The sequence below is a fragment of the Streptomyces sp. NPDC006487 genome (assembly GCF_042870555.1).
Lineage (GTDB): Bacteria > Actinomycetota > Actinomycetes > Streptomycetales > Streptomycetaceae > Streptomyces.
In genome coordinates this window covers 90246-108976 of record NZ_JBIAHN010000017.1, presented here as the reverse complement: position 1 = coordinate 108976, position 18731 = coordinate 90246, and the positions used below count along the sequence as shown (strand labels likewise).

20 protein-coding genes are annotated in these 18731 nt (G+C 73.4%); 13 read left to right on the top strand and 7 right to left on the bottom strand.

The genetic code is table 11. From position 1 onward, the window contains the following. Window positions 1-110 precede the first annotated feature (110 nt). Together ACFYM0_RS28705 and glnII are read right to left on the bottom strand one after the other, a co-directional pair. On the bottom strand, window positions 111-704 hold the full coding sequence (locus tag ACFYM0_RS28705; RefSeq protein ID WP_388506356.1) for a winged helix-turn-helix domain-containing protein: 594 nt from the start codon (window positions 702-704) through the stop codon (window positions 111-113). Window positions 705-1246: 542 nt separating this feature from the next. After that, the gene (glnII, locus tag ACFYM0_RS28700) at window positions 1247-2266 is read right to left on the bottom strand and encodes a glutamine synthetase (RefSeq protein WP_388506355.1); all 1020 of its coding nucleotides are present in this window, start codon (window positions 2264-2266) and stop codon (window positions 1247-1249) included. A gap of 279 nt (window positions 2267-2545) precedes the next feature. Here glnII and ACFYM0_RS28695 point away from each other — a divergent pair, with 279 nt between their 5' ends. After that, a complete protein-coding gene (locus tag ACFYM0_RS28695) occupies window positions 2546-3475 on the top strand; it encodes a Gfo/Idh/MocA family protein (RefSeq protein ID WP_388506547.1) in 930 nt (309 codons plus the stop codon). Between the two features lie 60 nt (window positions 3476-3535). Here the strand turns inward: ACFYM0_RS28695 and ACFYM0_RS28690 are convergent, their stop codons facing one another. Then, complete coding sequence (locus ACFYM0_RS28690; RefSeq protein ID WP_388506353.1) at window positions 3536-4117, bottom strand: hypothetical protein; 582 nt, start codon at window positions 4115-4117, stop codon at window positions 3536-3538. Window positions 4118-4290: 173 nt separating this feature from the next. Here ACFYM0_RS28690 and ACFYM0_RS28685 point away from each other — a divergent pair, with 173 nt between their 5' ends. The 3 genes from ACFYM0_RS28685 (at window position 4291) to ACFYM0_RS28675 (ending at window position 7176) form a co-directional block, all read left to right on the top strand. Next, the gene (locus ACFYM0_RS28685; RefSeq protein WP_388506351.1) at window positions 4291-4998 is read left to right on the top strand and encodes an NADPH-dependent F420 reductase; all 708 of its coding nucleotides are present in this window, start codon (window positions 4291-4293) and stop codon (window positions 4996-4998) included. Further along, window positions 4995-5921, top strand: a complete 927-nt coding sequence (locus ACFYM0_RS28680; RefSeq protein ID WP_388506349.1) for a 2-dehydropantoate 2-reductase — start codon at window positions 4995-4997, stop codon at window positions 5919-5921. The genes ACFYM0_RS28685 and ACFYM0_RS28680 overlap by 4 nt, the downstream gene beginning before the upstream one ends. 160 nt (window positions 5922-6081) lie before the next feature. Next, window positions 6082-7176 carry a serine hydrolase domain-containing protein gene (locus tag ACFYM0_RS28675; protein WP_388506347.1) on the top strand — a complete coding sequence of 365 codons (1095 nt, stop codon included), beginning with the start codon at window positions 6082-6084 and terminating at the stop codon, window positions 7174-7176. Here ACFYM0_RS28675 and ACFYM0_RS28670 read toward each other — a convergent pair. Continuing rightward, complete coding sequence (locus tag ACFYM0_RS28670) at window positions 7173-7544, bottom strand: ArsC/Spx/MgsR family protein (RefSeq protein ID WP_388506345.1); 372 nt, start codon at window positions 7542-7544, stop codon at window positions 7173-7175. The genes ACFYM0_RS28675 and ACFYM0_RS28670 overlap by 4 nt on opposite strands. A gap of 106 nt (window positions 7545-7650) precedes the next feature. Here ACFYM0_RS28670 and ACFYM0_RS28665 point away from each other — a divergent pair, with 106 nt between their 5' ends. Beyond that, on the top strand, window positions 7651-7914 hold the full coding sequence (locus ACFYM0_RS28665; RefSeq protein WP_327252408.1) for a hypothetical protein: 264 nt from the start codon (window positions 7651-7653) through the stop codon (window positions 7912-7914). 38 nt (window positions 7915-7952) lie between these two features. Here the strand turns inward: ACFYM0_RS28665 and ACFYM0_RS28660 are convergent, their stop codons facing one another. After that, window positions 7953-8738 (bottom strand): polysaccharide deacetylase family protein, encoded by a 786-nt coding sequence (locus tag ACFYM0_RS28660; protein WP_388506343.1) that lies wholly within the window; start codon window positions 8736-8738, stop codon window positions 7953-7955. Window positions 8739-8849: 111 nt separating this feature from the next. After that, window positions 8850-9986 (bottom strand): PP2C family protein-serine/threonine phosphatase, encoded by a 1137-nt coding sequence (locus ACFYM0_RS28655; protein WP_388506341.1) that lies wholly within the window; start codon window positions 9984-9986, stop codon window positions 8850-8852. A 76-nt stretch (window positions 9987-10062) separates the two neighbouring features. Here ACFYM0_RS28655 and ACFYM0_RS28650 point away from each other — a divergent pair, with 76 nt between their 5' ends. From ACFYM0_RS28650 to ACFYM0_RS28640, 3 genes are all read left to right on the top strand, one after another. Continuing rightward, on the top strand, window positions 10063-10770 hold the full coding sequence (locus tag ACFYM0_RS28650) for a VIT family protein (protein WP_388506339.1): 708 nt from the start codon (window positions 10063-10065) through the stop codon (window positions 10768-10770). Window positions 10771-10872: 102 nt separating this feature from the next. After that, on the top strand, window positions 10873-11766 hold the full coding sequence (locus tag ACFYM0_RS28645) for a TIGR01777 family oxidoreductase (RefSeq protein WP_388506337.1): 894 nt from the start codon (window positions 10873-10875) through the stop codon (window positions 11764-11766). 209 nt (window positions 11767-11975) lie between these two features. Continuing rightward, complete coding sequence (locus tag ACFYM0_RS28640) at window positions 11976-13226, top strand: FAD-dependent oxidoreductase (protein WP_388506335.1); 1251 nt, start codon at window positions 11976-11978, stop codon at window positions 13224-13226. 267 nt (window positions 13227-13493) lie between these two features. Here the strand turns inward: ACFYM0_RS28640 and ACFYM0_RS28635 are convergent, their stop codons facing one another. After that, the gene (locus ACFYM0_RS28635; protein WP_388506333.1) at window positions 13494-14978 is read right to left on the bottom strand and encodes a regulator; all 1485 of its coding nucleotides are present in this window, start codon (window positions 14976-14978) and stop codon (window positions 13494-13496) included. Window positions 14979-15151: 173 nt separating this feature from the next. Between ACFYM0_RS28635 and ACFYM0_RS28630 the strand changes: the two genes are divergently transcribed. The 5 genes from ACFYM0_RS28630 (at window position 15152) to ACFYM0_RS28610 (ending at window position 18601) form a co-directional block, all read left to right on the top strand. Continuing rightward, window positions 15152-15493, top strand: a complete 342-nt coding sequence (locus tag ACFYM0_RS28630; protein WP_388506331.1) for a hypothetical protein — start codon at window positions 15152-15154, stop codon at window positions 15491-15493. Window positions 15494-15581: 88 nt separating this feature from the next. Then, complete coding sequence (gene lipB / locus ACFYM0_RS28625) at window positions 15582-16379, top strand: lipoyl(octanoyl) transferase LipB (RefSeq protein WP_388506329.1); 798 nt, start codon at window positions 15582-15584, stop codon at window positions 16377-16379. Between the two features lie 119 nt (window positions 16380-16498). After that, complete coding sequence (gene lipA, locus ACFYM0_RS28620; protein ID WP_254383412.1) at window positions 16499-17446, top strand: lipoyl synthase; 948 nt, start codon at window positions 16499-16501, stop codon at window positions 17444-17446. 248 nt (window positions 17447-17694) lie between these two features. Further along, the gene (locus ACFYM0_RS28615; RefSeq protein ID WP_266909348.1) at window positions 17695-17892 is read left to right on the top strand and encodes a hypothetical protein; all 198 of its coding nucleotides are present in this window, start codon (window positions 17695-17697) and stop codon (window positions 17890-17892) included. Between the two features lie 10 nt (window positions 17893-17902). Next, entirely contained in the window at window positions 17903-18601 is a 699-nt protein-coding gene (locus ACFYM0_RS28610) for a DUF4191 domain-containing protein (protein WP_388506326.1), read from the top strand. Window positions 18602-18731 lie beyond the last annotated feature (130 nt).

The following is an 18731-nucleotide window of genomic DNA, read 5'->3' as shown; positions in this document are numbered from 1 at the left end:
CCCCCTGTGTCGCGGCCCGAGTTGACCAGCCGGCCCATGGGGCCCGTACTCCCTGTCCTTCGCACGAGTACGGGCCCGTCGCCATGGTCGCGGGCCGGCCTGCGTCCCCGTCAGGGGGCGTACTTGTACCCCACCCGGCGCACGGTCTGGATCGCGCCGCGGTGGGCGGCGCCCAGCTTGCGGCGCAGCCGCGCGACGTGGACGTCGACCGTGCGGCCGTCCCCGACGTGGCCGTAGCCCCAGACGGTGGTCACCAGCTGGTCGCGGCTGTGCACCCGGTGCGGGTGCGCGACCAGGTGGGCCAGCAGCTCGAACTCCAGGTAGGTCAGGTCCAGGACCTCGCCGTCCACCTCGGCGGTGCGCTGCGCGGGGTCGATGCGGACCAGGGCGTCGCCGGTGAGGGGCGTCGAGCCGGGGGCCGGGGCGGCGGGAACGGACTGCGGGGCGAAGGAGACCGGCGGCTGCTGATCGGCCGGTACGAGCACCAGGTAGCCGACCATCGGAGGCTGGCCGGGGAGGCTGGGCAGGGTGTGCGCCGGGGCGGGCAGCCAGGTGGCGCCGGGCGGCAGGAAGTCCACGACGCGAGCCACCTCGTCGCGGTCCACGGCCCGCAGGCGGTGGCGCGGACTGGGCGGGAAGGCCGGGTAGGTCAGGGGAGAGGTCGCAGCGGAGGAGGCGGAAGCGAAGGAACGGGTGTTCGCCATGAGTGGTCAGCTCTTTCACGCGGAGTGGTCGGCAGGAGACGTACGTAAAGGCGTCGTCTTGTGTCGTACCGCGCAGACCGAAGGCCTCGGGGAAGGTCGGTTGGAGATCCCGGAGGCTTTAGAGGGCCGGCGCGTTCTTCGCGCGGCAACACACCCGGTCGAAATCGTGGTCCTGACGGGAAGGCCAGAACGGCTCGAGGTCGCTGCGACCGGTCGAGGTGTGCGAGTGGCTGGCCATGGCCCCATTCAAGCAGATGCGCGGGCCCCGGGGCAGACCCCGTCTCACCTGATGGAGCGGAATTCCAGATTCCGTGATCATGGCATGAACGGACCATTGCAATCCCGACAAACCGTCACCCGCCCGGCTGCTTCTTCCCCTCCGTTCCGGTGGCCCGTATCGGATCGTGGGCGGATCCGTCCCAGGCTTGCGTCGGCCGCGCCGCGTCCGGCGCCGTGGGCACGGGAGCCGCGGACAGCGCGGCGCCCGCCCTCCCCGAGGGGAGGACGGGCGCCGGGGCGGTGTCAGGGGTGGCCGGCCGGGATCAGACCAGGCCGTCCTTCTCCAGGGCGGTGCAGCAGGTGTCCGTGATGAGGCGGGTCACCACGTACGGGTCCACGTTCGCGTTCGGGCGGCGGTCCTCGATGTAGCCCTTGCCGTCCTTCTCCACCTGCCACGGGATGCGGACGGAGGCGCCGCGGTCCGAGACGCCGTAGCTGTACTCGTTCCACGGGGCCGTCTCGTGCAGGCCCGTCAGGCGCTCGTCGATGCCCGCGCCGTAGTTCTTGACGTGGTCCAGCGGCTTGCTGCCCTCGCCCAGGGACTCGGCCGCGCAGATGATCGCGCGGTAGTCCTCGCGCATCGCCTTCGTGGAGAAGTTGGTGTGCGCGCCCGCGCCGTTCCAGTCGCCCTTGACCGGCTTCGGGTTCAGCGTCGCAGAGACGTTGAAGTCCTCGGCGGTGCGGTAGAGCAGCCAGCGCGCGATCCACAGCTGGTCGGAGACCTCCAGCGGGCCGACGGGGCCGACCTGGAACTCCCACTGGCCGGGCATGACCTCGGCGTTGATGCCGGAGATCGCCAGGCCCGCCGTGAGGCAGTGGTCCAGGTGCTTCTCGACGATGTCGCGGCCGAAGATCTCGTCCGAGCCGACACCGCAGTAGTAGCCGCCCTGCGCGGCCGGGAAGCCGTTGACCGGGAAGCCGAGCGGGCGGGTGCCGTCGAAGAAGGTGTACTCCTGCTCGATGCCGTAGATCGGCTCCTGAGCGGCGAACTTCTCGGCGACCGGGCGCAGCAGGGCGCGGGTGTTCGACTCGTGCGGGGTCATGTCGATGTTCAGGACCTCGCACAGGACGAGGACGTTGTCGCCGCCGCGGATCGGGTCCGGGCACGAGAACACCGGCTGCAGCACGCGGTCGGAGGCGTGGCCCTCGGCCTGGTTGGTGCTCGATCCGTCGAAGCCCCAGATCGGCAGCGCGTCGCCGTCGCCGAGGATCTTCGTCTTCGAGCGCAGCTTCGCAGTCGGCTCGGTTCCGTCGATCCAGATGTACTCAGCCTTGTAGCTCACGGGCCCCATCCTTCGGTGCGTCGCTCCGGCGCAGACTCTGCGGGTGCTGCGTTGCGTCCTGCGGCTCGCGTACGGCGGTTCACGTCCCTGTGGCTCGCGTACTGCGAATTCGTTCTGCGGTGTAGACCGCAGCGTGCCCGCTCGCGATTTCTCTTCCGTTGCCCGTGTGTGAACCCCGTGTTACCGAGGTTTACGCCGCAGGTGGGCGCGGTCGAGAGGGTTGGCGTCCGGACGCCCGTCCGGGTGGGGCAGACTGAGCGGGTGAGCATTTCGTACGATTTGACGTCCGCCGGAGATGCCGCCGCAGAGGCCGCTTCCGGTCCCCGCCCCCGGGTCGGGCTGCTGGGCACCGGCCCATGGGCCCGCCGCACGCACGCCCCCGCCCTCGCCGCGCATCCCGGCTCCGAGTTCGCCGGAGTCTGGGGCCGGCGCCCCGAAGCCGCGGCCGAGCTGGCGCGCGAGTTCGGCGTGAAGGTGTACGAAGACCCCGACGCGCTGTTCGCCGACTGTGACGCCGTGGCCTTCGCGCTCCCGCCCGACGTGCAGGCCCCGCTCGCCGTGCGCGCGGCCGCCGCCGGCTGCCACCTGCTGCTCGACAAACCCGTCGCCACGACCCCGGCCGACGCCCGCGCGGTCGCCGACGCCGTGGCCGAGCACCGGGTCGCCTCCGTCGTCTTCCTCACCCTGCGGTTCGCCGAGCCGACCGCCGGCTGGGTGACGGAGCAGGCGGAGCGCACGGGCTGGTTCACCGCCGCCGCGCACTGGCTCGGCGCGGTCTTCCCGCCCGACGGCGAGCCCAGCGCCTACGCGGACTCGCCCTGGCGCAAGGCCAAGGGCGGGCTGTGGGACGTGGGCCCGCACGCCCTGTCCGTACTCATCCCGGTCCTCGGCGACGTCACCGAGGTCAGCGCCACCCGCGGCCCCGCCGACGTGGTCCAGCTGGCCCTGCGCCACAGCTCCGGCGCCGCCAGCACCGCCGTGCTCAGCCTCAGCTCCCCGCGCGCGGCCGCCGGTGTGGGCCTGGAACTGCGCGGGGCCGCAGGCGTCTTCGGCCTGCCGGACTGGAGCGACGTACCGGGGGCCTACGGCCGCGCCCTGGACGCACTCCTCACCTCGGCCCGCACCGGGGTGCCGGACGTGCGGGGGGCGGAGTTCGGAGCCCGGCTGACGGAGATCCTGGCGGAGGCGGAGGGGCAGCTGCCGCAGTAGCCCCCGGCTTCCCTCGGGTGTCCGGTCCGGGTGGCGCCCCCGCCGCGCTTGGCGGGGGCGTCACTTGATGACCGCGTTGGCCACGATGATGGCCAGCCCGATCGTGGCGTCGGCGACCCCGATGAGCAGGGCCGAGGCGACCTTGTAGCCGACCCGGAGGGCCACGAAGGCGCCCCAGGCGAACAGCAGCGCGGTGTTCACGCCGAGCCCGACCGCCGTGACACCGTGCGAGTCCCAGTCGGCGAGTCCGGCGACGAGCAGGAGCAGCACCGTGGGCAGGGTGGCCGCGATCATGGGCCACTCGTTCCACAGCGCGCGCCCCAGGATCCGCCACCGGTGCCCGGCGGATCCGGCCCGATGGGTGCTCATGTGGTGCGAGTACCCGTGCGCGAGACCGGCCGTGGCGGCGGTGACGAGCACCCAGCTGGCGTCGTAGAAGGGGGTGTACTCCCCGCCCTTCTGGTCGAGCGCGGCCAGCAGCCCGGACGCGAGGACGGTCCCGTACACCCCGCCGAACATCCAGTCGGCGCCGCGCCGGGGCTGGGGGAGCGGAGGGAGCGGAGGCACCGGGAAGCCCGGCGGCGCCGGCGGCGCCGGAGGCTCGCCGGGCGTGGTGGGCCTCGGGTGCTGCTGCTCGTTCACGACGGATCCTTTGGTGCGGTACGTCCCCTTTGTGCTGGCCCCACCCTACGAGGCGCGGGATGGGGCCGAGGTGAAGGCCGGTGGCGGGGCCGGGGCGCCGACAGGGCGGGAAGGCCTCGCCACCGGTGGCGCAGCGGTGGAATACCGTGGATCGCGGGCGACTTGAACCCCACATGGCAACTCTTGCACTCATCGGAAGCGGCAACGTCGGAAGCACCCTCGCGCGGCTCGCCGTGGACGCGGGGCTGGACGTGGTCCTGAGCAACTCCAGGGGACCCCAGACGCTGGACGCCCTGGTCACCGAGCTCGGCCCGCGGGCCCGGGCCGCCACCCCCGCCGAGGCGGCCGCCGCCGGCGACTGGGTCGTGGCCACCATCCCGCTCAAGAACTACCGCGAGCTGCCCGCCGACGCGCTGGCGGGCAAGGTCGTACTCGACACGCTCAACTACTACCCGCAGCGGGACGGGGTCTTCCCCGCACTGGAGGCGGAGGAGACCACCACCAGCGAGCTCGTCCAGGAACACCTCTCCGGGGCGCAGGTCGTCAAGACGTTCAGCAACATCTACTTCAAGCACCTGCTCTCCCTCGCCCGCCCGGCCGGCTCCCCGGACCGCTCGGCCCTGCCCCTCGCGGGCGAGGACCCGGCAGCCCGCGCGTCCGCCGCCCGCCTCCTCGACCTGCTCGGCTACGACGCGGTCGACGCGGGGACGCTCGCCGACAGCTGGCGCTTCCAGCGCGACACGCCCGTGTACGTCCTCCCCTACGCCGCGGACCCGGCCGGCCCGGGGGGCATCCCCGAGACCCCGGGGACCGTCGCCGACGCGGCGGCCGTGCGCACCGCCCTGGCGAAGGCCGTCCGGCCCGGGGGCTCCGCCGGATGAGGATCCTGACGGTCGGAGCAGGCGCCGCGGGCGGCTACTTCGGCGCGCGCCTCGCCCGGGCCGGCCGGGACGTCACCTTCCTGGTGCGCCCCCGGCGGGCCGAAGCCCTGAGGGCGCGCGGGCTGCGGGTGAGCGGGCCGGGGGAGGAGTTCACCCTCGCCCCGCGGCTCGTCACCGCCGACGAGCCGGCGGGCACGTACGACCTCGTGCTGCTGTCGGTGAAGTCCACCTCCCTCGAAGCGGCCGTCCGGGACCTGGCCCCGGCGGTCGGTCCGGGCACGGCGATCCTGCCCCTGCTCAACGGGATGGCCCACCTCGACCACCTCGCGGACCGGTTCGGGGACGCGGCGGTGCTCGGCGGGGTGGCCAAGGTGGTCACCACCCTGAACGAGCACGGCGACATCCTCCGGCTGGCCCCGCCCACCGTGCTGCTCACCGGCGAACGCGACGGCAGCCCCTCGGCGCGGGTGGACGCCGTGCGCGAAGTGCTGGCCGGGGCGGGGATCGACACCCCCGAAGTGCCCGACATCATCGGCGCCATGTGGCACAAGTGGGTCTTCATCGCCACCCTGGCGACGGTGACCTCCCTGGCGCGCGGAGCCGTCGGAGAGGTCAACGCCGTGGCCGGCGGGACCGGGTTCGGCCTCGCGGTCCTCGCGGAGGCGGCCGCGGTGTCGGCCGCCGCCGGGTACCCGGTACCCGAGTCCGAACGCGCCTTCATCGCGCGGACGCTGGCCACCCCGGAGTCGCCGCTGACCCCGTCGATGTACCGGGACCTGGTCGCCGGGCATCCGACCGAGGTGGAGCACGTGCTCGGCGACCTGACCGCCCGGGCCCGGGGCCTCGCCGTCCCCACCCCGCTCCTCGATCTCGCCGCCCTCCAACTGCGGGTGCACCAGCGGAGGGTGACGGTGGGGGAGTAGGGCGGTGGGCGCGTAGGGACGGCGGGCCTCAGGGTCCGCCCCTCGGCCCCTCCGGGGTGGCCTCGGGGCCCGGTCAGGGTGATCACCGATGGGCAACGCGCGCCGGACGGCGCAGTGTTGGTGTCAGAGCCCACCGAGCCGCCTTTCCCAGGAGCCACCGATGAACGCACGCCCCCGCACCGCTCGCCGGATCGCCGTCACCGGCATCGCCCTGGCGGTGCTCGCCGTGGGCGTGGGCGCCCCGGCCGCCCTGGCCGCGCCCGGCGGGTCCGAAGGATCCGCCGCGGCCGCGGTCCACGCCCGGCAGGGGGCCGTCCACGACCCCGCCGCGCTGCCGGCCTTGCTGGCCTCCCTGCCCGACGGGCTCTCGACGGGGGCCCTGGTGCGGCTGTCCGGCGCGGGGCTGCGGACGCCGTGGACCGGGACCGGCGGGCCGGTCGCCGCCGACGCGGAGGTGCCGATCGGCAGCGTCACCAAGCTGTTCACCAACGCCCTGGTGCTGCGGCTCGTCGCGGAGCACCGGATGGAGATCGACGCGCCGGTGCGCCGCCACCTGCCCGACCTGATACCCGAGGCCTACGCCGGGGTGACCGTCCGGCAGCTCATGGACCACACCGCCGACCTGCCGAAGGCCGCCGGAGATTCCACCGACCCGCGCGCCCTCGTGGTCGAGACGTTCGCGCGGGACGCGGCCGCCCACCCGGGCCGCACACCCGCCCCGGGCACGGTCCAGCAGTACAACGGGACGAACACCTTCGTCGCGGGCCTGCTCGTGGAGCGGATATCCGGCCGGACCTACGAGGAGGAACTGCAGCGCCGCATCCTGCACCCCCTGGGGCTGCGGCAGACCCGGATGTCGACGGATCCGCGGACGGCCAGGTTCTGGGCGGAGGGCGGCCTGGTCTCCACCGCGGCCGATCTGGACCGCTTCATGGCCGCACTGCTGGGCGGCCGACTGCTGCCGCCCGCCCAGCAGCGGCACCTGTACGAGGTTCCGGACGTGCCCAACGCCCCGGAGAACCGCTGCCTGTCGCCGAGGGCCTGCTTCAGCGCGGCCGGCCTGATGCGCCACGAGACCGCCGGCGCCACGGTCTGGGGCAAGACGGGCTCCGGCCCCGGCTGGTCGACCGGAGTGTTCGCCACCGAGCACGCCGGGCGCCGGCTCGTCTTCGCCTCCAACCCGCGGCCCGGTACGAGCGGGACCCAGCAGGTGGGGCGCGTCGTGGAGTTCGTGAACGCGGGATTCGCCGGCTAGGCCGAGCGGGAGAGGGCCTCGCGGACGGCCTCCTCCGAGCGGGCCACCACCGCCGTGCCGTCCTCGGCCGTGATGATCGGGCGCTGGATCAGCTTCGGGTGCGCCGCCAGGTGGCTGATCCAGGCCCCGCGGGCCTCGTCGGTTTCTTCGCGCGGCAGGTCCCGTACGCCGGTCTCCTTGGCCAGGGGGTCCGAGGTGCGGGTGATGTCCCAGGGCTCCAGGCCCAGCCGGCCCAGGACCTCGCGGATCTCGGCTTCGGAGGGCACGTCCTCCAGGTAGCGGCGGACGGTGTACTCGGCGCCCTCCGCGTCCAGCAGGGTCAGTGCGCTGCGGCACTTCGAGCAGGCGGGATTGATCCAGATCTCCATGCCCGAAAGCTTAGCGAGGTGCTGTCTGGCCAGGTCCTTTGTCAGTGGTCGCCGGTAAAATTCAAGGAGAAGGACAGGACGCCAACTTGCCTTTGGGAGGCTGTAGATGGCCACTGCCATGACCCTGCGCACCATCGAGCCCGTCAAGAAGAAGCCGCTGCCGGCGGGGCTGCCCCGCGAGTGGTACGAGAGCCACAACCGGCGGCTGAAGGCGATGCGCCTGGCGATATCGCTGCTCGACTCGGGCACGTACGACGCCCAGCGCGCCACCAACCGCAAGATCCGCACGATGGCCGTCCGGACGGGGATCCGCCGGCCGTCGAACGTGACCTGCAAGCTGGTCCGTTCCTTCATCCGCGACGCCGGGTAGGCGGGGCGGGGGCGGGCCGGGCAGGCGGGCAGGCAGCCTCAGCCCGCCTCGGGGATCTTCGGGAAGCTGAAGCCGTAGCCCTGCTCCTTGAGCCACGGCAGCAGCTTTTCCAGGGCCTCGACGGACTGGGAGCGGTCGCCGCCCCCGTCGTGCATGAGGATCGTCGGCCCTTTGGTCTTCAACTGCTCCTGCACGGTGCTGACGATCGTGTCCGCGCCGGGCCGGTTGAAGTCGCCGGGGTCGACGTTCCAGCCGAGGCTGGCCATCCCGGCGCGGGCCGCGATCTCGCGGCTCTCGGGGGTGAAGGCGCCGCCGGGAGCGCGGTAGTACCAGATGCGGGCGGAACCGCTCGCCTCGTCGATCATCCGCTTCGCGTCCATGATCTCCTTCTCCTGGTGCGCGACGTCCTTCTTGTCCATGGCCGTGTCGTGGCTGACCGCGTGGTTGCACAGGCGGTGGCCGGCCGCGGTGATCTCCTTCACCAGGCCCGGATGCTTCTTCGCGTTCGGCCCGGTCAGACAGAAGGTGGCCTTCGCGCCGTGGGTCTCGAGGAGTTCGAGCGCCTTCGGGGTCCACTTCGGGTCCGGGCCGTCGTCGAGGGTGAGGTTGACGACCTTGCCCCCGTCCTCGGCAGCGCGCACCAGGGCCGATCCCACCCGGAGCGGGGCGGGAGCCCCGATCTGCTGGTTCTGCGCCGAATCCGGTTCCGCCACCGCTTCTTCCCCGGCCAGGCCGACCACGAGCGCGCCGGTGACCAGGGCGACGGCGCCGGCCGCCGCGATGACCGCCGTGATCCGCTGGTTGTGTTTGTACGGTGCGCGCATCGATGGGGCCTCGATTTCCGTGCTCGGGGGGCTGGAAAACCCGAGCGAAACACGGAAATTGACCCAAATGGCCGATTGTCGTCATTTGGTCATGTGATCAGTACGGCGTGGTCACCGTGCGCCGGGTTCCCCGCCCCGCGCCCGGGCCGCCGCCCCGTCCGGCTCCGGGGACGGGGAGAGGGACAGCACCAGCAGGGCCACGTCGTCGCGCGGCCCTCCCCCGGTGAAGGACCGCAAGTCCCGCCACACCGCCTGGGCCAGCCCCGCCGGATCCGACGCCAGTACGGGCACGCGCGCGGCCAGCGGGTAGAAGTTCCCCGCCGCGTCGCGGGCCTCCGTCACCCCGTCCGTATACATCACCAGCCGGTCCCCGGGGAGGATCCGGAGCTCCGCCGGCGCCGCCGGGGTGGGGCCGGCCAGGCCCAGGCCCAGTGGAGGCCCCGGGTCCACCTCGACCTCCGAGACCCCGAATCCCCGTAGCAGCAGGGGCGGGGGATGCCCGCACGACACGATCCGTACCAGGTCCAGCCCGGGCGGGAACTCCAGCAGCGCCGCCGTCGCGAAGAGCTCCGCGTGCGCCACCGACTCGGCCGCCGAGTCCGCGAGCAGCCGCCGGTCCAGCCGGGCCGCCACCGTCGTGAGCTCCGCGTCGTCCAGGACCCCTTCCCGGAAGGCGCCGAGCAGCGAGGCCACGGTGCCGACGGCGGCCAGGCCGTGGCCCTGGACGTCCCCGATCAGCGCGCGCACGCCGTAGGGGCCGACCCGTACGTCGTACAGGTCGCCGCCGACCAGGGTGCCGTGCTGGGCCGCCCGGTAGAGGCCCGCGCAGCCGACCGCGCCGACCTGTTCGGGGACGGGAGGCAGCACCGCGAGCTGCGCCGCCTCCGCGACGGTCCGCACGCTCACCAGCTGGGCGTCCCGGCGTTTTCGGACCCAGGCGACCACGATGCTGAGCAGCCCGATCACCGCGACGGTCCCGAGGTCGGAGCCCTGGGCGTGGGCGATCCCGAGCGAGGGCAGGCCGATGAGGACCAGCACCACTCCGGCGAAGACGGCCGTCCCGGCGGCCCCGTAGGCGAAGGCGGCCACCGGGGGGAGTCCGGCCAGGAAGTAGCCCAGCTCGACGTCGCCCGGGGTGATCCGCTGCACGAGCACCAGCACGACGAGGGCCACCGCCGGCGCGAGGCGGGCCCAGCGCGGCGGCGGCGCCCCGCGCAGCCAGCCCGGCTCCTCGCGTCGGCGTCTCACCCCTCCACCCTGATCCCGCCGCCGAAGGCGCGCACGCCGGGTGGCTCCGTAGGGCTGGGGCCGCGACAGTGGGGGCGTGACGGAAGCGGATGGTACGGCGGAGCAGAGCGCGGCGATCAGTACCCGGCTGAACTGGCTGCGCGCGGGGGTGCTCGGCGCGAACGACGGCATCATCTCCACGGCGGGGCTGGTCGTCGGTGTCGCCGGAGCCACGACCTCGCGGACGGCGATCCTGGCGGCGGGTGTCGCCGGGCTGCTGGCGGGCGCGCTGTCGATGGCGGCGGGGGAGTACGTGTCGGTCAGCTCCCAGCGGGACTCGGAGAAGGCCGCGCTGGACGTGGAGCGGCGCGAGCTGGAGGAGTCGCCGGAGGAGGAGCTGGAGGAGCTGACGGGGCTGCTGGTGGGCCGGGGGCTGAGCGAGCCGGTGGCCCGCGAGGCCGCGGAACAGCTGACGGAGCGGGACGCGCTGCGGGCGCACGCGCGGGTGGAACTGGGGATCAACCCCGACGAGCTGGCCAACCCCTGGCACGCGGCGGTGGCGAGCCTGGTGGCGTTCACGGTCGGGGCGCTGCTGCCGCTGCTGGCGATCGTCCTGCCGGAGGCGTCCCGGAGGGTCCCGGTGACCGTGGTCGCGGTCCTGCTGTCCCTGACCCTGTGCGGGATGCTCGGCGCACGCCTGGGCGGCGCGCCCGCGGCCCGCGCGATCCTGCGCAACGTCACCGGCGGCGCGCTGGCCATGGCGGTGACCTACGCGGTCGGCACCTGGCTGGGCGCGGCCACCTGAGGGGCTCGCCGCCGGAGCCCCGGCCCGCACCCGGTGCGGCGCCGGAGTCCGCGCGGCGGCCGGGCAGCCCCGCGGTCACCGGTCCGCTGCCAAGATGGGGCCATGCGTATCGCGGTCACCGGTGCCACCGGGCTCATCGGCAGCGCCCTCGGGCGGTCACTGAAGGCGGACGGACACGAGCTGGTCCGCTTCGTGCGGCGGGAGCCGGCGGGGCCCGGCGAGGCGCGGTGGGACCCCGCGCGCGGGTACGTGGACCCGGCCGGGCTCGCCGGGTGCGCAGCCGTCGTGCACCTCGCCGGGGCCGGGGTCGGCGACCACCGCTGGACGGCCGCCTACAAGCGGGAGATCCGCGACAGCAGGGTCAAGGGCACGGCCGCCATCGCCTCGGCCGTCGCCGCGATGGACGAGCCGCCCGCGACGCTCGTCTGCGGCACCGCCGTCGGGTACTACGGCGACACGGGCGACAGGTGGGTCGACGAGGACGCCCCGGCGGGGGAGGGGTTCCTCTCCGAGGTGTGCGTCGCGTGGGAGGCCGCCGCAGCGCCCGCCCGGGACGCCGGGGTCAGGACCGTGTTCGCCCGTACCGGACTGGTCGTCTCCGCCGAGGGCGGGGCCTGGGGGAAGCTGTTCCCGGTCTTCAGGGCCGGTATCGGCGGCCGCCTCGGCAACGGCCGCCAGTACTGGTCGCACATCTCGATGCACGACGAGATCGCCGCCCTGCGCCACATCATCGACACCCCGGCCCTGGCCGGGCCGGTGAACCTGACCGCCCCCGAGCCCCTGACCAACCGCGAGGTCACCGCCGCGATGGGCCGGGTCCTGCACCGCCCGGCGGTGTTCGCCGTGCCCGCGCCGGTCATGCGCGCGGTGCTCGGGGAGTTCGCCCAGGACGTGCTGGGCAGTCAGCGGGTGCGTCCCGCCCGGCTGCTGGAGTCCGGGTTCGTCTTCCGGTACCCGGGGATCGAGGAGTCGATCAGGGCCGCGCTGGAGGCCTGAAAGGCCCAGGCGCTCCGGGCCTGAAAGCCCCGGGGCTCCGGGGGGAGCGCCCCGGCGCACGCATGCGACCGTCCGTGAGCCGAATGCGACCGCCGTGCGACCGGAGTTGACCGCATCAACCGTAATGGCACACCCAACTCGGGTTCCGCTGGAGTCCGTTGGGGGAAGGAGGTTCCCCACACAGCCGGGCCGACCTCGGGGAGGGGCACGTGCTCAACAGCGCACACGCACACCATGCGGACGTGGTCATCGTAGGAGCCGGAGTCTCCGGACTCGCGGCAGCGCACCACCTGATCGCGGCCGGAGTCACGGTCATCGTCCTGGAGGGCGCGGACGATCCCGGCGGCCGGATGGCCACCGAGACAGTGGACGGCTTCCGGCTCGACCGGATCGGCCAGCTCCTCAACACCGCCTACACCGAACCGGCCCGCACCCCGGGCCTGGAAGGCCTGGTCCTCAAGCCCTTCGCACCCGGCGCCCTCGTCCACAGCGAAGGCCGCACCCTGCGCGCCGGCGCCCTCACCCCCGCCCGCGCCCTGGCCAGCGGCTCGCTCGACCAGGCCCGGATCGGCGCGGCGCTGGCCCGCCTCGCCGCCCTGCCCGAGGAACGCCTCCTCGCCCGCCCAGAGCGCACCGCGCACGCGGCCCTGAGCTCCAGGAGCCTCGGTACGACGCTGCGCCCGCTCCTCGCCGCGCTCCTGCGCGACCCCGCACTCGGCACCTCCAGCCGCGTCGCCGACACGGCCCTGCGCACCTTCGCGCGCGGCCGCCTCGCCGTACCCGAGGGAGGCGCCGCCACCCTGCCCGGACTGCTCGCCGCGGCGCTGCCGCCCGGCACCGTGCGCACCGGGGTCCGGGTCCGCTCCGTCGCCACCAACCTGGTCACCACCGAGGAACACGGCGACTTCAGCTGCCGCTCCGCCGTCCTGGCCACCGGCGCCCGGGCCGCCGCCGAACTGCTCCCGGGCCTGCGCGTGCCCGCCTTCCACCAGGTGACCGTGCTGCACCACGCCACCACCACCCCGCTCGCCTGGGACGGCTCGCTGCTCCTGGACGGGGACCCGGACTGGCCCGTCGCCCACACCGCGGTGATGAGCGCGGTCGACCCGACGCGTGCCCCGGCCGGCCGCAGCCTGGTCACCACCACCGTGCTCGGCCCGCCGCCGCCCACCCGGACGGTCGCGTCCCGCCTGGCCCGGCTCTACGAGACCGCGACCCGTGACTGGGAGCTGCTCGCCGTCCACCACACCCCGGAGGCCGTCCCCGCCATGCCGCCGCCGCAGGACACCCGGCGCACCGTCCGGGTCCTGGCCGGTCTGTACGTGTGCGGCGACCACCGGGACACCAACACCGTCGAGGGGGCCCTGCGCTCGTCCCGCCGCGCCGCCGCCGCGGTCCTCCGCGACTTCGGCATCCCCGTCCCGACCGCCCCCCAGGCCGCCCTCCCGGTAGCGGCCTGAGCCAACCACCCACCGGTGCCCGCGGGGCAACCCCGGCCCCGCGGGCAACCACGCGCCCCGGGGCCGGAGCCGCCCCGCGGGCAACCACCCACCCCGGTGTCAGGTCGCCCGCAGGGCAAAGCGGCCCGCAGGGCAAAACCAGCCCCTCGGGCGTTTGAGCAGCGGGGGCCGGGGCGGAGGCCCCGGGAGCGGACCCGCAGGGACTCCACGGGGCAGCCACCCGCCGGGCCCCGGCGGCGCAGCCGGCACCGCAGCCGACCCGCAGGGTCACGACAAGGCGGCCACCCGGTCCCGATACCCCCGCACCGCCGACGCGTCCCGATACGGCTCGAGCCGACGCTCGAAGTCCCGTACGTACTCCACCGCCCGCACCGACCGCATCTCCATCGCCTGCTGCGCCGCCTCCGCACCCAGCGCGCACGCCTGGTCCAGCTCGCCCAGCCCCAGCCGGGCCGTGGCCAGCACCACCCGGCAGAAGAGCCGCGAGCGCGCGTACGAGGGCGCCCGCAGCTGCAGGGACCGCTCCGCGTGCTGCGCGGAGGCCCGGTACTGCTGGAGGTCCCGGTGACAGTGCCCGAACTCGTCCGCGAGCTGAGCCTCGTCGTAGTCCCGCGCCCAGTGCGGCACGTCGTCGCCCGGCCGGGCCGCGCCCAGCGCCCGCTCGGCCCGCACCAGCGAGGCCGTCGACGCCCTGACCTCCCCGAGCACCGCGTGTCCGCGAGCCTCCGCCGAGTGCAGCAGCGCCTGTACCACCGGCGGCGGCCCCGAGCCCACGCCCTGCTGGGCCACCCGGGCCAGCTGCACCGCCTCCCGGCCGTGCCCGAGGTAGACCGCCTGCCGGCTCATCGTGATCAGCACGTACGCCCCGTACGGCCGGTCCCCGGCGGCCTGGGCCAGGCGCAGCGCCTGGACGAAGTACCGCTGGGCGAGCCCGTGCGCGGCGATGTCGTACGAGGTCCAGCCCGCGAGCCGGGTCAGATCGGCGGCGGCGGAGAACAGCCTGCGCCCGGTGGCCTCCCCGTAGGTGCCGCGCAGCATCGGCTCGGCCTCGTGCTCCAGGTACCGCACCAGGGCCTGGCGGGCATGGCCGCCGCCGTAGGCGTGGTCCAGGGTGCGGAACAGCTCGCCCACCGATCTGAGCGCGGCGATGTCACCGCCCGTCACCCGCTGCCCGGGACCGCGGTCGATCTGCCGCTGCCGCGGCACCGAAGCCCGGCCCGGCAGGGGACGGCTCTGATCGGGACGGCCCTGTTCGGGACGGCCCTGTTCGGGAACGCGCGAGGCGGCCTGCTCCGCGCCCCGGCCGACCCGCTCGTCGGCGCGCCCGATCAGCCAGTCCCGGCTGGGCACCACCAGCCCGGCCGGGGTGAAGGCGATCTTGCGCAGCTCGGCGTGCGAACCGGAGTCCTTGCGCCACAGCCCGCTCGCGATGTCGACGGCCTCCTCGGGGGTGGCCGCGAACTCCAGCCCCGCGTACACCGGGGCGCACGCGTCCAGGCCCAGGTCCTGGGCGGACAGCCGCCGCCCCAGGCGCCGGGTGAACACCTCCGCGATCAGCGCCGGGGTCGTGCCGCGCGGCTGCTGCCCGCGCAGCCAGCGGGTTACGGAGGTCTTGTCGTACCGCAGATCGAGACCGTGCTCCAGACCGAGCTGGTCGACACGGCGGGCGAGCCCGGCGTTGGAGAACCCGGCCTCGGCGATCAGTGCCGAGAGCTGCCGGTTGGGGACACGCTGGGCAGGTCGTTCCGTCATCGGCTCCACGGTCTCCTGACGTGACGGACCGGAGTCCCGGCCCTGTGAACGGCGTGAATGTAGCGGCGAACCTTGCCCGTACCGCCCTCTCTGTCCCACATTCATCCGATCGTGTGCAGAACCGGTGGGTCTCTTTACGGACCGACCCCCTCCACCCGCGTACGCTGCGCCCCATGACCCGCCGGCCCACCGAGGAGCTTCCCCCCGGCACTTGCGAGCGCCCCGACGGCGACGACAGCCACGCAGAGTCCACGGCCCTGCCGCCCGTACCCGAGCTGGCCGCGCCCGAGCTGACCGAGGCGGAGTGCCGGCGGTGCGGGACCTACATCGCGGGTCTCGACGGGCGTTACGCGTGCGGGGTCTGCGGCTGGGTGAACGACCACACCGAAGGACACCGCCGGCTGCCCCGGGCGGACGAGGACCCGGACCGGCCGCCGAAGGGCCGCCGACGGCCGAAACAGCTCCCAGGGCCCCAGGATTCCGGGCCCTTCGCCGTGTCCGGGACGGGCGGCTGACGGGGTCCGCGGGGGCCGCCGTACCCTTGCTTGGTGCGATAGGTGCACACAGCAAGTTCGTCGGCAGGTTCAACGAGGAGGCGCCGCGGTGGCTGAGCTTGGGTTTGTCCGCATGGGCTTCGGCCCGGAGGCCGTCGAGTACACGGTGGCCTGGGAAGAGCAGCGCCGGGTGCACGCGGCCCGCTTCGCGGACGAGATCGAGGACACCTGCCTGCTGCTGGAACACCAGCCGGTCTACACGGCCGGCCGGCGCACCGCCGACAACGAGCGCCCGCTCGACGGCACGCCCGTCGTGGACGTGGACCGCGGCGGCAAGATCACCTGGCACGGTCCGGGCCAGCTGGTCGGCTACCCGATCATGAAGCTGCCCCGCCCGGTCGACGTGGTCGCCCACGTCCGACGGCTGGAGGACGCGCTGATCCGCACGGCCGCCGAGTTCGGCCTGGAGACCACCCGCGTCGAGGGGCGCAGCGGGGTCTGGGTGCTCGGCGACCCGGTGGAGGAGCGCCCGAAGATCGGCGGCCTCTCGCTGGACTTCGACCCGCGGCTGCAGGACGAGGAGTTCGACCCCCGGCTGAACGGCCCCGAGTACGCCCCGTCCAACGCCGGCCAGCGCCGCGAGGACCGCAAGCTCGCCGCCATCGGCATCCGGGTCGCCAAGGGCGTCACGATGCACGGCTTCGCGATCAACGTGAACCCCGACAACACCTGGTTCGACCGGATCGTCCCCTGCGGGATCCGCGACGCCGGTGTGACCTCGCTCTCGTACGAACTGGGCCGCGAGATCACCATCGCCGAGGTGCTGCCGGTGATCGAACGGCACCTGAAGGGCGTGCTGGAGCAGGCCGAGCTGCGCCCGCGGGAGATAGAGCCCGCCGCGGGCTGATCCCGGGGGGACGCCCGGGAATGGGCAGGGCCGCCCGCAGGTTGGCCGACGTAAGAACGTATGAAATTACGGGCGTACCCTGGTGGGCGCCGAAGAATCGAAGTCACAGGGAGCCGGTCGTGTCCGCAGTCGCACCCGACGGACGCAAGATGCTGCGCCTAGAGGTCCGTAACGCCCAGACGCCCATCGAGCGCAAGCCCGAGTGGATCAAGACGCGGGCCAAGATGGGTCCCGAGTACACCAAGATGCAGGCCCTGGTGAAGGGCGAAGGACTGCACACGGTGTGCCAGGAAGCCGGCTGTCCGAACATCTACGAATGCTGGGAGGACCGCGAGGCCACCTTCCTCATCGGTGGCGACCAGTGCACCCGGCGCTGTGACTTCTGCCAGATCGACACGGGCAAGCCCGAGGCGCTGGACCGCGACGAGCCCCGCCGCGTCGGCGAGTCCGTCGTCACGATGGACCTGAACTACGCCACCATCACGGGCGTCGCGCGCGACGACCTGGCGGACGGCGGAGCCTGGCTCTACGCGGAGACCGTGCGCCAGATCCACCAGCAGACGGCGGGCCGCGAGAGCGGCCACACCAAGGTCGAGCTGCTCGCCCCGGACTTCAACGCGGTCCCGGAGCTGCTGGAAGAGGTCTTCGCCTCCCGCCCCGAGGTCTTCGCCCACAACATCGAGACGGTGCCGCGCATCTTCAAGCGGATCCGCCCCGGCTTCCGCTACGAGCGCTCGATGGACGTCATCACCCGGGCGCGGGCCTACGGCCTCGTCACCAAGTCCAACCTGATCCTGGGCATGGGCGAAGAGCGCGAGGAGGTCAGCCAGGCGCTGAAGGACCTCCACGAGGCGGGCTGCGAGCTCATCACCATCACGCAGTACCTGCGGCCCTCGCCGCGTCACCACCCCGTCGAGCGCTGGGTGAAGCCGGCCGAGTTCGTGGAGCTGGCGCAGGAGGCCGAGGAGATCGGCTTCTCCGGCGTCATGTCCGGTCCGCTGGTCCGGTCCTCGTACCGTGCCGGTCGCCTCTACCAGCAGGCGATGGAGAAGCGCGCGACGGTCTGAACGCGCGCGGAGTGACGCGTGGTGCGGGAGGTATGTGAACTCGCGCACAAAGTATTACTTACGGGTAACACCGCATCGATGCGGCCCCTAGGCTCTTTCTAGCGAGAGTCCTGGTGGGCCGCATCAAGGTTTCATCACTGTTTGACCAGTCGGTCATGCCCTGGTAACACCAGTCAGTGACGATTGTTCGACGCACCGCACACACGCTTGGCACCCCCCGACGTGAGCTCCGTGAAAGGGTCGACACCATGCAGGCCGCGCCCGTACGCGCCATCGCCATCCCGTCCTTCACCGACGCCGTCCGCGGCCTGGAGTCGCTGCTCATGAGCGGCGCCCGCCGGAACGCCTGGACGGCCGTGCTCGAAGACCGCCGCAGGGCCCAGGACCGGGTCGAAACCGAGCACGTACTCGAGGCCGCGGCGACCCGGACCGAGAAGGCCACGTAAACTTCGCTGCATGGCGAGGAAGTCAAACGCAGAGACTGCTGCGAACCCCGGGCGACTGAAGCAGATCGCCCTGACGTACAAGATGACGCGCAAGGCCGACCCGAAGGTCGGTCTGATCGTCGCGGGCGTGGGAATCGTCACCTTTGGTGTCTTTCTTGCGATCGGCTTCCTGATCGACCACCCGGTCTACCTGGGCATCCTGGGCTTCCTGGTGGCGTTCCTGGCGATGGCGATCATCTTCGGACGGCGAGCCGAGACGGCCGCCTTCGGACAGATGGAGGGACAGCCGGGCGCGGCCGCGGCCGTACTGGACAACGTGGGCAGGGGCTGGAGCACCACCCCCGCCGTCGCGATGAGCAAGCAGCAGGACATCGTCCACCGTGCCGTGGGCAAGGCCGGCGTGGTCCTGATCGCCGAGGGCAACCCGAACCGGGTGAAGCCGATGCTCGCGAACGAGAAGAAGAAGCTGGCCCGGATCATGCCCGACATCCCGGTCCACGACTTCATCGTGGGCACGGGCGAGGGCGAGGTGCCGCTCAAGAAGGTCCGTACGACCCTGATGAAGCTGCCCCGTGTGCTGTCCGGGCCGCAGATCACCCAGGTCAACGACAAGCTGCGGGCCATGGGCGACTTGCTGAGCAACATGCCGATCCCGAAGGGCCCGATGCCCAAGGGGATGCGCATGCCGCGCGGCGGAAAGATGCGCTGATCCGCTTTTCGTATACGACACAGAGGGGGGGGGGGGGGGGGGGGGGGGGGGGGGGGGGGGGGGGGGGGGGGGGGGGGGGGGCGCGGGGGAGGGGGGGCGGCGGGAGGGACGGTAAGGGGGGGGCGCGGGG